This window comes from Endozoicomonas sp. ALB115, assembly GCF_049310245.1.
GTDB lineage: Bacteria > Pseudomonadota > Gammaproteobacteria > Pseudomonadales > Endozoicomonadaceae > Endozoicomonas.
In genome coordinates, this window is record NZ_JBLYZG010000006.1 from 61339 (window position 1) to 75305 (window position 13967).

Sequence of the window (13967 nt, forward strand, 5' to 3'; positions counted from 1 at the left end):
AGGAGCATTACCAATCCGGAAGCAAAGTGCATCTGATGTAACGCCCTGTTCGTTATGTGAGTTTATTTACTCAACCAAATCTGTGAGATGGTTGGATTGGAATGCAGGCATGTTTCCCTAACCTTCAATTGCACATCAGAATTGGTGGCAAATGCTGAAAGCACCATAGATCGGACGATATTGTTTGAAATCACCTCAGCCTGTGAATCATAATCATTGTATAAATCCACTTTTACCAAATCGCTTCGGCAACCATACGGACCAATAGTACGGTCAACTTTGAAGTAAAAAGTTCTGCTTCCCTGGGCATGGGCACCAACACTGATTATCTTCAATCCGGTTTCCGTACCGGCCACAACAGTCGTTGATATAATTGATAACAATAGTCCAAGTATGCTAATGAATATGCGCATTTTTTTCCCCTTTTCAGTCAACCTTCCGGCCGCTATTCAGTACCTGTGTAGTTGTCCCCATGATTTTACGTCCGAGTAAAATAGAAGGTCTGTATGGATGCAGTACCGCAGACAAGCCTGAAGGGTTATAGTCATCATCCGCAGGTTTCTGGTGACCTGTGCCTCCGGCATCGCCACAACTGTGATAACAGCAGGGGGTATGTATCCATACGTGGCTGTTGCCATCTCCTGCCACGATTGCCACGATTGCCAGGACAGTTACCGCAGCGACAGCTACACCGGAGAAGATCAATTCAGATCCATGTCTTGGCAGCTCATAGTACAGGCGTGAAATACAGTTGAAAGTCTCTCGGGCGGGTTTGATGGTATATTCCAGCAGGCTTTTGTGTGGTTTTCCACGGATCGCATCTGTGGCCATTTTCCCAATACCATAGACAGCACCTCCGGTGGCAGCGAGCCCGGTAACAGCCACAGCGGTAACGTAATAGGCAGCAAAAACACCGCCATTTACCACCGTTGAGGCAATGCGAAATGGCATGACACAAGCCTTTGCAGCAGCTTTGCCGATACTTGACCATACGGAACGACGACCGCTTCCCTCCATGGCAGGAGCATGAAATTGGGTCTGACTGACATTAGTCGAAACTGGAGCAACACCCGGATAGCTCATAAAACCACCTCCCTGTTGATATAAAAATTAAGGTAATGCTTTATCAGACCCGGAATTTACCAGGGTATTCAGTTTGATTGACTAACAAGATGGTTAGGAATAGTGTCATTCAGCCTGATTAAAATGCCTGGAAATAAATGTAAAGCACCCTAAGCACCAGCTGGCGACAATAGAGACAACCAGCGCTGGGAATAACACACTCTGGAGAGTGATAGCCCGATTTGACTCTGGAAAAACCATCACCCTCGACAACAGAAAGGGCTGGCAACCTGATGCCATGCTTACCCGGCAGAAGAACCACATGGCTGAGGGCCAGAAACTTGGCCACATGTTTTCGGGTTTCAGCTGGCAAATCAAGGCTCCAGAAACCCGCATCTGAATATTCTCCCGACGCTTCAGCCTGAGCAATGCTTTGTTTCACCCGGTAAAGGCCTGCGTTATAAGCAGCAATGGTTAACATCCAGTCACTGGTTCTTTTATAGAGGTACTCAATATAGGTCAATGCGGCATCAGTGGCTTTTTCCAGGTCAGTTCTTTCATCACACTTTTTCGACACCTTAAGTCCGTAAGCCCTGGCTGTTCGGGGCATCAACTGCCACAGCCCCATCGCCCTTGCCGATGAACGTGCTTTGAGGTCAAGCTCGCTTTCGATCAGCGGTAGCAGGGCCAGCTCTGCCGGCAGACCTTTTTCCTGAATCTTCCTGTTCAAATAAAATTGATACACCAGGATTCGTTCGGACAGACGGTTAAAATAATATTGGGGAAATGCTTTCAGCTGCTCTTTGACCTTCGCATTGTGATAGTAGGCCATTAACCGAAAACCATGGCGTAACGACTGCCAGCCATCTTTTGGATCATGAATGCAGACCGGCCGGTAGGGCTTATCCATTTGACGCTTATCCGTCTCTGCCATGTCCCCCTGTCCATGGCATGGCACAGGAGAAAAGCCCATGAAGACAACAACAGCTGCCAACGCCAGAAAATACCAGCCCGTCCGACAACCCGCCAAAAGTGGCCCGTCTTTTACTGCACTTTTATTGCACAAGGGTGTCTCAGGCTGCTTTCCGGACTGAATAAAAACGGTAGTGCTAACAGCAGACTCCAAGCGACGGCTCCAAAGCAAACAATGGCGAACGAAAAACTCTATAAATTGAAACCAGAGTTTTAAACTGGGACAAAAAGACAAAGATCATAAAAATATAGCGTATTTTACACCGGAAATTCGGGGCATGCTGTTAAAGACCGACTGACAGAATCCCCCCCAGACAACCTTTTATCCGCGGTAAATAGTTGGTCAAATGGAATTGAATCGTGATTCGTGGAATTGATATCTTCACGCTCCTGTAATAATTGATGGCTCTTTCTATCAACGCCTCAATTGATAGCTTAAGCAGACCAGCATAACGTCGCCCCATTAAATTCAGAGAGAATTGATTTTGTATAAACCGGTAATGATATACCGTAAGGTAATAATGTGATTTTTTTGAAAAATTATTGTTATTTGGTTCAACTGACTTAAAGGCTGTGCCATTATTAATAGGTTTTTTTACTTTAATCCTGATACAGGCAAGATCGTCCTGGCCAATACGGTATTTCTGGCCAAAACAACGGAAACTGATATGAAGAAGGTTATTAAAATATCTGCTCTGGCAGCTGCTGTACTCTTGGCAGCAGGCTGTCAGGAAAAGACCATCCAGGCTCCTGAAGTTGAGTTAAACACGGATGATCAGAAAGCCGCCTATGCCATTGGTGCCTCTGTTGGTAACTTTGCCAGTCAGACACTGAAGCAGCAGGATGAGCTTGGTGTTGTGCTTGACCGTGCGCTGGTTCAGCAGGGCTTGCTGGACGCCCTTGCCGATCAGGTCAAAATGAACGAGGAGGAGATGGGTGCAGCACTTAGGGCTCATGAGCAGAAGATGAACACCGTCGTTCAGGAGAACGCTACCAAAAAGCGTGAGGAGACCCGTAAAACCGGTGCCAAATACCTGGAAGATAACGCCGTGAAAGAAGGAGTTTCCGTGACTGAGTCCGGTCTGCAATATGAAGTTATCAAGCAGGGAGACGGCCCAAAACCAACCGCAGCGGATACTGTTACCGTTCATTATACCGGTACGCTGACTGACGGCACTGTTTTCGACAGCAGCAAGCAGAGAGGCCAGCCAGCGACTTTCCCCCTGGCAAACGTGATCAAGGGCTGGACTGAGGGTGTTGCCCTGATGCCTGTTGGCTCTGAATATCGCCTGACAATTCCCGCTGAGCTGGCTTACGGCGACCAGGAAGTTGGCTCTATTCCAGCAGGCTCCGTGCTGGTATTTGAGGTTGAGCTGATCAGCATTGAAGGCAAAGAAGAAGCCGCCAGCGAATAAACCACGAAATAAATCCTCAGGCTGGGTACAATAACGGGCAGTACGACGACTGCCCGTTATTTTTGGTGAAATATGAACCTGATCTCTATTTTAGTACTTTTGTTCATCACCCTGTTTGTTGTGGTTAAGCTGACGGAGCGCCATGGCAAACCGCTGACTAATGAGCAACAGGGCAAGCTTGCCAAAATCGCCATGGTATTAATTTTTGTTATGTTAGTGGCAGCTCTGATCAAATCTCTGATGTGATCAAAATTGAAACAGCTCACCGATGATGACCATCAACAGCAATGCAGGGCTGACCCAGCGGATCAGGAGCTGCCAGGTTTTCAGGGATTTACCCTGCATTCCCAACTGTTCAATCAGCACTTTTCTTTCCATGATATAACCGCAAAAATAAAGTACCAGAAGCCCAACGGCTGGCAGCATAACCTGGGTAGCAAAGGCGGTATAAAGGTCAAACAACGTTTTACCATCAACAGCAACCTGCTTCCAGACACTGAAAGAGAGCCCGGGTATTAACCCGACCAGAAATATCATAACACCGGCTATGGTGGCTCCTGTTGCGCGGAAGCCTGAACACAGGCGACTCATCATCACCACCAGCGGCTCCGCCAGATTGACTGCCGATGTCCAAACCGCCATGACCAGAAGAAGAAAGAATAAGGGTAAAACCAGCGAGCCAAAGGGCATTTGAGCCAGGGCAACCGGCAGGGTGATAAACATCAGCCCGGGACCTTCCGCCACCGACAGCCCTTCACTGAATACCACGGCAAAGGTGGCAATACCGACCATTACCGCCACCAGCACATCAAGCAAGGCGACCACCAATACCGCCTTAACCACCGACTGCCTCTCCGGCATATAAGCCCCATAGGCCATCAGACAACAGGCACCAATGGCCAGGGTGAAAAAGGCATGGCCCATTGCCTCCAGCACCACACCGCCGCTGACCGCCTCAAACCGGAAAGCAAACAGGTAATCAAGGGCTGGCGCAAAACCACTGAACTGACTGGCATATATCAGTAGAACCACCAGAATCAGGTACATCAGGGGCATCAGCCAGTTATTCAGCTGTTCAATGCCTTTGGAAACGGCTCGACCACTGATGGCCACGGTCATAACAATAAACAGACCGTGGTATAAAACCACCTGCCAGGGTGATTCCAGCAGCTGTTGAAAATGTATCGAAGTCGCTTGAATGCTGTTGGCTGGAAGCCCCCCCGAGAGCGACTGGAAGAAAAAGTGCAGCACCCAGCCGGACACCACACTGTAGAATGAGAGAATCATTGTGGCCGCCAGCGTTCCCATCCAGGCCAGCTTACTCCAGTGCCTGGTATGGCCAGCACTCACCGCCAGCTGCCGCAGACTGCTGGCAGGTGAAGCCCGCCCTGCCCGGCCAACCACAATCTCGGCAACCATGACTGGCAACCCCAGCAACCCCACAAAAATAATATAAAGAAGGAAAAACAGGCTTCCTCCGTTTTCACCGGCTACATAAGGGAAACGCCAGATATTTCCCAAACCGATGGCAGCCCCGGCAATAGCGAAAATAAACGCGCGATTGGAAGTGATTCTGTTTTCAGGTGGCATGGACTGTCCATTTTCTACTGGTATGTACTGACCAACAGGTCATTATCAGCATAGACGCAAACGCATACTTATATCATCGGACGGGCTCGATTTCAGTGGATCAAATATTGATCCAGATCGATAAACACTCCCCATGGATGCGTCTATGATGGATGCTAAGAGGTAAAGTTCAATGATCCAGGGGACGTTCCCAGAGGCATATATGAGCAGTAGCGAAGTTTTTCATCTCGGCCTGAGCCAGAAGGTTCTGAATGGTGCCACACTGGCCATTGTCCCTGGCGATCCGGAGCGGGTCGAACGTATTGCTGAACTGATGGATAACCCGATCAAGCTGGCCAGCCTCCGGGAGTTCACCTCATGGCGAGGGGAGCTGGAGGGTCAGTCTGTCGTGGTTTGTTCAACCGGTATCGGTGGACCCTCCACATCTATTGCCGTAGAAGAGCTGGCACAACTGGGCATCCGGACTTTTCTGAGAGTTGGCACCACAGGTGCCATCCAGCCCCATATCAATGTGGGTGATGTCATTATCACCACCGGTTCCGTCCGCCTGGACGGTGCCAGCCGACATTTTGCCCCCATCAGCTATCCTGCCGTTGCTGACTTTCAGTGTACCCGGGCACTGGTAGATACCGCTGAACAAGGCGGGCTTAACTTCTGGACAGGTATTACCGCCTCCAGCGACACCTTCTACCCCGGTCAGGAACGTTATGACACCTTCACCCAGCGGGTCAGAAAAGAGCTACAGGGCTCTATGGCAGAGTGGCAGTCGATGGGGGTGCTTAACTATGAAATGGAGTCCGCAACCCTTCTGACCATGTGTTCTGCCATGGGGCTTAAGGCCGGGTGCGTTGCCGGGGTCATTGTTAACCGTACCTGCAATGAAACGCCAGATACTGAAAAGCTGGCCAGTGTTGAGCCCAACGCGATTAACACCGTGATCGGAGCAGCCAGGAGGCTTCTGGGCAGCATTGGCTGAATATTAAACCAGGCCCCGGATGGGCATGGAAATAAGATTGGGAATGATACAACGTTCCGGTGAGACTCCTTTGATACAATCGTTACTAACACCTTTATCCAACGGTCCTGTGGATCGATCCGGAGATGCGCCTCCGACAGATCAACCACAGGCCAGCTGGAAGCGCTGGGCAGTGTGTATATTCCCAGCGGCTTCTACCATTGTGTCTGCAGCATTTACCTTGAGTGCGATCTCTTCAGGATGCTTCGTCGCAGCAGCAGTTTTTGGAGTGCTTACCGTCATGTCTACGGACTGTGCTATCAATGCCTGCTCACCAAACAATACCCTTTCTACCAATCCTTCTAAATTTTCCCGTGACATCGATAGACTGAGTGACATACTCAGCAGTTTATCTGAAAGCACCTCCAACATTGTGTACAACCAGGGGTACGAAGTTGTCGATGTCCCCGGCGATGGCAATTGTTTTTTCCATGCTGCCCTTGTGTCATGCGCGCAACGCCCCGGCCGGGATGCTCACAGCTTACGTCAACAGGTGTATGAAGAAGCAAAAGAATGGCTACAGGATTACGAAAACAATCATTCACGTTTCAATGAAGACGAAAGCTGGCGGGATTCTGATTCTGTGCCGGAAGAAGACCTTTACTTCTATTTAACGAATGATTTCGAGCACGATGGCATGACCGGTATGGACGCCATCAAATGTGATGGCAAATGGATGTATACAGTCATCGTCCCCCTGGTTGCCAGAGTGTTGCAAAAGCCAGTCATTACAGTAAATAACAAGGGCACCATTATGAGCGCTGTTGATGCTTATGGTTTCTACTTCCCCGTAACTGACGATCAGTTGAAAAACTTTGATTTAAATGGGATTGGCGACTTTGTATTACTTGAGAACACTGACAATAATCACTTCAGAGGCTGCCGAAAGCGCAACATCATGCCTGAAGATCAACACAGGAAGGTGTCCGAAGATACCATCCCCGAACCACCTGCCGGGGAGATTGCCTCACGTGCGCCCTTAGTTGCCAAGCCCGGGAAAACCCTGAAGCATATCGTTGGCAACCCCCCCCCAGACCTGGCTTAATGTCTGAACGAGAGCTTGTGTAGAAACATCACTCGCCAGCGGCAGGGTATAGACTCTCTCCTGCCGGGCAATGACCTGCTGATCCTGCCCTTCCAGGGACCAGGCCACGTTCATCTGTAACTGCCGGTTCACCAGCGCTATAGACTGAACATCAACAAATGCGACCACTTCCGGGCGTTTATTGCGGACCCAGGGGCCGGAGCTTATCCAAGTGCCAGAGTGAACCTGTTGACGCAGATTCTGCACCATAGCCTGTGTCAGCAGCTCTGGCAAGGGCTCCCCCCAGTGATCATTCGCAGAGGACTGTAAACGAACACCACCATCGCTCCAGGTAATTGTTTTCTTATCCAGCCAACCGGCAACACTCACCGGAAAAACCCCCAGTGTAGCGGTGTCCGGCAGCACAGTCTGCTCTTGTGAAACCGTTGCCGCCACCAGCGTATAATCATGATAGTTGGGGTTCCTGGCGGAACAGCCCGAGAGCAATATGATCAGGAAAAAAGCCTTTGCAGCAGCGTTCTGCCCCATAACAAGGTTCAATATACGAAGGTAACGGCTCACCGTACGTCTCCTGACTGTCTACCAAAGATAATCGAATCGGGTTGGCGTTGCAGCAAGTCCGCCAGATCGTCCACCGCCCTGGAAGCACGACTGATGTCTTTTGAACTCTGCGTCAGCTGGTACATCAATGGTGAGTCAGGTGCCAGTGTCTCTTCCGCTGCGGACATGGTCTGCTGGAGTTGCAGCATGGTTTCATTCAACTGCTGCGTGGCGGCAGGCAGATGGGTTTTCAGCAATGCGGTCACTTCCCCGGAATCCTGTGACATGGCAGCAAATTCTTTGCGAATGCCCGCCATGCTTGAGGTCATCTCATCGGACATCGCTGCCATACTGACAAATGCCTTATCAACATCATCAATCAGTTTGTTCAGGCGATCATCTCCGGTCAGCCGGGACAGATTATCAAGAACTTCCGTTAAACTGCTGGCCATTTCCGCAATATTAATGCTCTCAAACCGCTCAATAAACTCTTCCAGGTTATTGGGCACCGTGGGAATCTGTGGATACTCGGTGGCCACAGGCTGCATTTCCGGCACAGAGTCAAAAAAATCCACCTCGATATACAGCATCCCGGTCAATACACTCTGCAGCCCAACCTGGGCACTGAGCCCCTGCTGCAGCAACTGTCCCAGCACATTTTGGTCACTGCTATCATGCTCACTGATGGCATCCGGGTACATATCAATGGTGACCACATTCAAGACCTTCTGATGATTGTGATACAACTTGGTCTTGATGGTGACCACTTCACCAATTTTCACACCGCGAAGAGTCACGGGAGCACCAACATTCAGGCCTTTGATCGAGCTGTCAAACAGGATCTGATAACGCTGGACAGCCTTCCTCGAAAAACCATCCGCATTAAGAAACAACACCAGGGCAAACGTCATGGTGATGATCAGGATGACAAAAAGGCCAACGGATACTGACAAGGATTTTCTATTCATAGGCTTCTCTCGGAAAAGCGAGCCTCACTGATTGATTCGTAGAGTCGCTTTTAAATTCCCCCATCCTTAACACTCACCTCTGGACAGAAACGCTCTGACCAGATCGTGTTTACTGTGGTTAAGCATATAGTCGGGAGACCCGGTATCCAGCTGGGTTTTGCTGTTGGCATCGAGGTAGACCCCATTACTGCCAATGGCAAAAATACTGGCCAGCTCATGGGTGACAATCACGACCGTGGCACCGGTGGAATCTCTTAATTGCAGAATCAGGTCATCCAGTCGTCTGGCACTGAGAGGGTCCAGTCCAGCCGAGGGTTCATCAAAAAACAGGATATCCGGGTCCAGGGCAATGGCCCTGGCCAGCCCTGCACGCTTACACATACCACCACTGATCCGGGATGGGTAAAAGTCTTCAAAACCGGCCAAACCCACCAGTGCCAGTTTATAACGCACCATATCCTGAATATCTTTACTAGACAGTGTCGTATACTGTGCCAGTGGCAGGGCAACATTCTCAGCCAGTGTCTTATCACTGAACAACGCGCCCCCCTGATAGGTAACGCCCCAGCGTTTACGCATCGCCAACTGTTGCTCCGGGGATGCGGCAAAGTAACTCTGCCCGCCAAACAGGATATCGCCCTCTGTCGGCTGGTAGAGCCCAATCATATGTTTCAGGAGCGTGCTTTTACCGCAGCCACTGCCCCCCATAATGACAAACACATCACCTTTGCTGATTTGAAAATGCAGGTTGGACTGAATCAGGTTGCTACCATACTTCATGGTCAAGCCACGGGCTTCAATCACCACCTCCTGACCTTCCTGCTGCAGTTGCCCCATGCTCAAATTCCCAGGTGATAAAAAAGGATATTCAGTCCAGCATCGGCCACCACCAGATAAATAATGGCGGTCACTACCGCGTTGGTCGTCGCCTGCCCTACCGCAGCGGAGGAACGACCACAAGCCAGGCCGGCACGACACCCGGCCATGGCAATCATCAGGGCAAACAGAAAGCTCTTGGCAACGCCGGTCATGATATCACCAAAAGAAATAGCATCCTGGAGCTGGTAAAGGAACATCAACCAGCTAATATCCATACTGGTAGCCACCAGCCCACCCCCGAGCATGCCCAGAATATTACTGTACAGACAGAGCAGAGGAATGGTCAGAATCAGGGCCAGGGTTCTGGGTAACACCAGATAATCCATGGGTTTTATGCCCAGAGTTGTCAATGCATCAATCTCTTCATTAACCTGCATGGTGCCCAGCTGGGCGGCATAGGCGGCACCGGTTCGACCGGACATAATCACCGCCGTCATCAATGCTCCCATCTCACGCACCATGCCAACCCCCACCAGATTGGCGACATACACCTCGGCACCAAACTGTCGGAGCTGGACCATACCCAGATAAGCAAGAATCATCCCGATCAGAACACTTTGCAGCGTGATAATCGGCAAGGCAGAAGGCCCGGATTGATGGCAAAAGCTAATAATATCTGACCAGCGGGCGGATCCTTTCCGGGACAACCAGCGGCACAGGGACAGTGCCAGTTCGCCAATAAACGCCAACAGCTCCATCGCCTCATCACCCAGGCGGGCAACCCGGTCGACCAGCCGATGCAACAGGGATGGGTTTCTATCCGGCAAGGCCTTATTGGGCGGTACGGTATTGGCAAGCCTGAACAGATCTCTTACATCCTCAGGCAGGCCACTGAGATCAAGCTGGCAATGGGAAGGCTCCAGCATGCGCTGGCAGGCCAATAGCCAGGCCAGCAGTCTGGAGTCCCACGAGAAGTCATCACCGGTAATAAAAACAAGGGTCTTTAATTGATCATAATCCGGTAAAGCAGAAAGCTGATCCAGGGCTGGCAAAACACCACTAACCGTCCAGCTGCCCTGAAGAGTGATCACAACCTTTGGGTCAGACACTTTATCAAAGGTCAGTGTCGCCTGGTTCATGCTGGTTAATGCCTTGAAAAAATAGTCAATAATAACAGAAAAACACCACCAACAGGCAAGCGTGAGAAATACTTACCAGGCATCAAAACGGCTAAAGCGGGAACTATTTACCAGATTTGCTTTCTTACTAAGGGATTGTCCCGAAAAAGTTTCCAGATTTCTGAGTTTCAAAGTTACGTTCGTCCTGATTGCTGTGCTTGTCGAAACTATTTTGGGACAGGCTCCAGGGAGGCTATTCTCGGTCAGCCTCCCAGCTCCTACATTCTTGAAGTAACCTCAACCAGGTAATGTTCGCCATTATGAACCAGACATTGAGGGTGATTCACCCATGTGGGTCACAATATCTACACCCCCTGATCCCTACCACACGCTTGTTATGGTTGGGACGTGAGACGGGGAGTATCGATTCACTGGAAACAAAACTATGTCCCGTTACCACCCTGCCACTGCCTCCCCCCACCTCTTCAGTGTGGACCCCTACCTCTTCAGAGGTAAAAAAAATGGGCACAGCAGCCTTTCATAACCCGTTTGCAGTTCCAAACTACAGTCCCAGATATGAAGAAAATCCTATATGCGAAGCGTTACTGCAAATAGTGGAAGGCAGAAGGTATATTGATCCATCAGATACCGATAAACCACCTGCTCCCAGCACTTTAAGGGGAGAGCCCATCTTTGCAAACACCACGCTCTCTGATGGGAAGGGAACTGGCAGGCAAAACGGCACACTGACGCAAACCGCTTCCTTGTGCAAAAAGGAAAAATCGAAATCAGGTATCATCGTTGCTGGTAAGACGACTGTTGATCAGGCAACTTCAGCCAAAGCACTACCTGAGATACCTTCTGTTAACCACTATGCCATTATAAACACGCTCAGAGCATGGAACGGAAAAGTAATAACCGCTAACTTTGGATATATCAATAAAGAACTTAGCGCAGGTTTTGCCAGCTTTTCCCCCGGGGGAAGTAGACTGCGCATTCAGGTACACTTCAAAAAGGATTTATCAAACAGCGGATTACCGCTGCACACACTGCAAAAAAAGTACGCTATATCAGGTAATTTGTTATTTGATGACGAGGCGATGGTAAAGAAAGTTATCTCAATGCCTGCCCGATGCTTTTTGAAGGAAGCGCAGCAGCATACCCCACCCAACCCCATTCACCTTGCTAAAAACAGCATAAAAATTTTTAAAAAAGATTCAACGACACAACATTTACTACGTATTCCCATCTTAACGAAAGGTCAGCAGAAAGTTTACAATACAATTACGTCGCTTTTTAACAAACTGCTCGATACCGATATTGTCAGCCTGAAAGGTACACCCAGAGCGAAATCCACACTTCAGGGGCAGGCATGCTGTCACCTCAAATCCGGCCAATTACTGTTTATCAGCTTTAAAATCCCTGCTACTGAAATAGACCAGAGAGTAGATCCATCGGTTTACCTGGAACAGGGTAAAATTCGTGGCAGATTGAGATACGACCCAAAATGGTTATTCTCGAAAATATCAAGTAATTCAACATTACTTCACTCATCACATCCCGGCATCCTGCCAGGTGAAAACAAGATTTTTTTTCCTGCCAACACCATTACATTGTATTTTGAAGATCCCTCCCGCTCGTCAACGTCTTAACCCGGATATTTTATCAACGTGCACCAGTCTGAACCACTCATCGGATCACTGGTAAAGCATTGCTACCAACTGCTCCGGACACAAAGAGTGTTCCTGCAAAAACAGGAACACTCAGTTAACCCGGATATTTCATAAACTGCCCCGAATATCGCGAAGGACTTTGTCGCTCTAAGGGATTTTGTGAAGGAGCGCCGTACCGGGGGTACGGTCGACTGAGCAAAACTCCCTTAGAGCGGCAAAGGACAAGCGAGATCGGGAGCACGTTTATGAAATATCCGGGTTAAACATCCCGGCAATACTCAGCGTAATCTCTTTAATCTCCTGCACACTGGCAGGTACCACAAGAATGGTGTCATCCCCCGCCACACACCCCATAATCCCACCTTTTACGCCAATAGAGTCCAGGAGCCTGGCGATCATCTGGGCGGCACCCGGGCTGGTTTTGATCACAATCATGGACTCATTATGGCTAACGTCTTCTACCAGATCTTTTACCGCAATACTGGAATCCATCTTGCCCAGCTCAGGAGGCAGGCAGTAAACCAGCTCATTCAATGCATTGCGCGCCCGGACCGCACCAAAACGGCTGAGCATGCGCGATACCTTGGACTGACTGATATTGTCAAACCCCTGCTCCTGCAGAAGAGTCACCATCTGGCCCTGGGAGCCGCAGCGCTCTTCTTTAAGCAACTGACGGAAAGAGCGAACCAGGGCATCCTGTTTTTGGCTAGTCATAGTCGTCAAATAACCTTCCAGAAAAAATGCTGTTTTCAGGGTTATCCGTTATCGGAAAATTCTGAGTAATGCAGCATTTTTAATCAATCATATATCCAAAAACCAGCACAACCTTCGATTTTCCACTTGCTGGATGTGTTCGAAGGGTGAGCGTTATAAATTGGCGTCAATTATAGACCCTTACCTTTGCAATATGCATTTTTATTCATTTTTTTGTTGATTTTACCCAATCAGTACAGGACAATTCAGCCATAAATTTCAACCGGCAATAAGAAGATTCAGGCAATGGGCATCGCAGTACAGAGCCTTAGCAAATCCTTTGGTGTCCATCAGGTTCTGAGGGACATCAGCTTCAGCATCAGTAAAGGTGAAACAACGGTATTACTGGGTTCCAGCGGAGCAGGAAAAAGTACGCTATTACGCATGCTGAACCTTCTTGAGAGTCCGGATCAGGGCACTCTCAACATAGCCGATATGGAATTCAGTTTTCCACAAAAAAAACACCAGAAACCATCATCCTCGACTACATCAGCAAAAGCCTGCCAGCTGCGACGCAAAGTCGGCATGGTTTTCCAGCAGTATCATCTGTGGCCCCATATGACGGTTCTGGAGAACCTGGTGGAAGCTCCTGTTCAACAGGGTATGCCCAAAGCAGGGGCCAGAGACAAGGCCATGGGACTGCTGCAACGGATGGGGCTGGCGGATAAAGCCAATGCCTGGCCCGCTTCCCTGTCCGGTGGCCAGCAGCAGCGGGTAGCCATTGCCCGGGCACTGATGCTCTCTCCGGAAGTATTATTGTTTGATGAACCCACCGCTGCCCTGGACCCGGCCATTACCAATCAGGTGGTGGCCATTATCAACGAGCTGCAGGCGTCTGGCATTACCATGGTGGTGGTCACCCACGAAGTGGACTTTGCCCGGAAAATCGCCAGCCGCGTAGTCTATCTGGAAAACGGAGAAATTGTCGAGGAAGGGACTGCTGAACGATTCACTGCCCCACAAACCCGTGCATTTAAACGTTACCTGCAACATTAAT

General features: G+C 49.6%; 16 protein-coding genes. 7 read left to right on the forward strand and 9 right to left on the reverse strand.

Annotation, left to right across the window (positions count from 1 at the left end):
• Window positions 1-62 precede the first annotated feature (62 nt).
• The 3 genes from ACO6VE_RS04360 to ACO6VE_RS04370 all read right to left on the reverse strand — a co-directional run bounded on the left by ACO6VE_RS04360 (window position 63) and on the right by ACO6VE_RS04370 (window position 1996).
• A complete protein-coding gene (locus ACO6VE_RS04360; protein ID WP_422448845.1) occupies window positions 63-413 on the reverse strand; it encodes a hypothetical protein in 351 nt (116 codons plus the stop codon).
• A 13-nt stretch (window positions 414-426) separates the two neighbouring features.
• On the reverse strand, window positions 427-1083 hold the full coding sequence (locus ACO6VE_RS04365) for a hypothetical protein (RefSeq protein ID WP_422448847.1): 657 nt from the start codon (window positions 1081-1083) through the stop codon (window positions 427-429).
• A gap of 118 nt (window positions 1084-1201) precedes the next feature.
• Window positions 1202-1996 carry a lytic transglycosylase domain-containing protein gene (locus tag ACO6VE_RS04370; RefSeq protein WP_422459909.1) on the reverse strand — a complete coding sequence of 265 codons (795 nt, stop codon included), beginning with the start codon at window positions 1994-1996 and terminating at the stop codon, window positions 1202-1204.
• 37 nt (window positions 1997-2033) lie between these two features.
• On the opposite strand from ACO6VE_RS04370, the gene ACO6VE_RS04375 reads away from it, so the two are divergent.
• The 3 genes from ACO6VE_RS04375 to ACO6VE_RS04385 all read left to right on the forward strand — a co-directional run bounded on the left by ACO6VE_RS04375 (window position 2034) and on the right by ACO6VE_RS04385 (window position 3695).
• Window positions 2034-2156: a hypothetical protein gene (locus ACO6VE_RS04375; protein ID WP_422448851.1), complete on the forward strand. Its 123-nt coding sequence runs from the start codon at window positions 2034-2036 to the stop codon at window positions 2154-2156.
• A gap of 546 nt (window positions 2157-2702) precedes the next feature.
• On the forward strand, window positions 2703-3449 hold the full coding sequence (fkpA, locus tag ACO6VE_RS04380) for an FKBP-type peptidyl-prolyl cis-trans isomerase (protein ID WP_422459910.1): 747 nt from the start codon (window positions 2703-2705) through the stop codon (window positions 3447-3449).
• Window positions 3450-3521: 72 nt separating this feature from the next.
• Window positions 3522-3695 carry a hypothetical protein gene (locus ACO6VE_RS04385; RefSeq protein ID WP_209203657.1) on the forward strand — a complete coding sequence of 58 codons (174 nt, stop codon included), beginning with the start codon at window positions 3522-3524 and terminating at the stop codon, window positions 3693-3695.
• On the opposite strand, the gene ACO6VE_RS04390 is transcribed toward ACO6VE_RS04385, so the two are convergent.
• Entirely contained in the window at window positions 3696-5039 is a 1344-nt protein-coding gene (locus ACO6VE_RS04390) for a sodium-dependent transporter (RefSeq protein WP_422448855.1), read from the reverse strand. It abuts the gene before it with no gap.
• A 202-nt stretch (window positions 5040-5241) separates the two neighbouring features.
• On the opposite strand from ACO6VE_RS04390, the gene udp reads away from it, so the two are divergent.
• Together udp and ACO6VE_RS04400 are read left to right on the forward strand one after the other, a co-directional pair.
• Window positions 5242-6015 (forward strand): uridine phosphorylase, encoded by a 774-nt coding sequence (gene udp / locus ACO6VE_RS04395; protein WP_422448857.1) that lies wholly within the window; start codon window positions 5242-5244, stop codon window positions 6013-6015.
• A gap of 220 nt (window positions 6016-6235) precedes the next feature.
• Window positions 6236-7099, forward strand: a complete 864-nt coding sequence (locus ACO6VE_RS04400) for a hypothetical protein (RefSeq protein WP_422459912.1) — start codon at window positions 6236-6238, stop codon at window positions 7097-7099.
• Here the strand turns inward: ACO6VE_RS04400 and ACO6VE_RS04405 are convergent.
• From ACO6VE_RS04405 to ACO6VE_RS04420, 4 genes are all read right to left on the reverse strand, one after another.
• The gene (locus ACO6VE_RS04405) at window positions 7034-7660 is read right to left on the reverse strand and encodes a PqiC family protein (RefSeq protein WP_422448861.1); all 627 of its coding nucleotides are present in this window, start codon (window positions 7658-7660) and stop codon (window positions 7034-7036) included. The two genes, ACO6VE_RS04400 and ACO6VE_RS04405, sit on opposite strands and share 66 nt — an antisense overlap.
• Window positions 7657-8607 (reverse strand): MlaD family protein, encoded by a 951-nt coding sequence (locus tag ACO6VE_RS04410; RefSeq protein ID WP_422459914.1) that lies wholly within the window; start codon window positions 8605-8607, stop codon window positions 7657-7659. Before ACO6VE_RS04410 ends, ACO6VE_RS04405 begins: the two co-directional genes overlap by 4 nt.
• Before the next feature lie 66 nt (window positions 8608-8673).
• A complete protein-coding gene (locus ACO6VE_RS04415) occupies window positions 8674-9444 on the reverse strand; it encodes an ABC transporter ATP-binding protein (protein WP_422448865.1) in 771 nt (256 codons plus the stop codon).
• Window positions 9445-9446: 2 nt separating this feature from the next.
• On the reverse strand, window positions 9447-10565 hold the full coding sequence (locus ACO6VE_RS04420; protein WP_422459916.1) for an ABC transporter permease: 1119 nt from the start codon (window positions 10563-10565) through the stop codon (window positions 9447-9449).
• Window positions 10566-11065: 500 nt separating this feature from the next.
• Between ACO6VE_RS04420 and ACO6VE_RS04425 the strand changes: the two genes are divergently transcribed.
• Window positions 11066-12196, forward strand: a complete 1131-nt coding sequence (locus ACO6VE_RS04425; protein WP_422459918.1) for a hypothetical protein — start codon at window positions 11066-11068, stop codon at window positions 12194-12196.
• A gap of 264 nt (window positions 12197-12460) precedes the next feature.
• Here ACO6VE_RS04425 and argR read toward each other — a convergent pair whose 3' ends face one another.
• Complete coding sequence (gene argR, locus ACO6VE_RS04430) at window positions 12461-12931, reverse strand: transcriptional regulator ArgR (RefSeq protein ID WP_422448871.1); 471 nt, start codon at window positions 12929-12931, stop codon at window positions 12461-12463.
• 285 nt (window positions 12932-13216) lie between these two features.
• Between argR and ACO6VE_RS04435 the strand changes: the two genes are divergently transcribed.
• Window positions 13217-13966, forward strand: a complete 750-nt coding sequence (locus tag ACO6VE_RS04435) for an ATP-binding cassette domain-containing protein (protein ID WP_422459920.1) — start codon at window positions 13217-13219, stop codon at window positions 13964-13966.
• Window position 13967 lies beyond the last annotated feature (1 nt).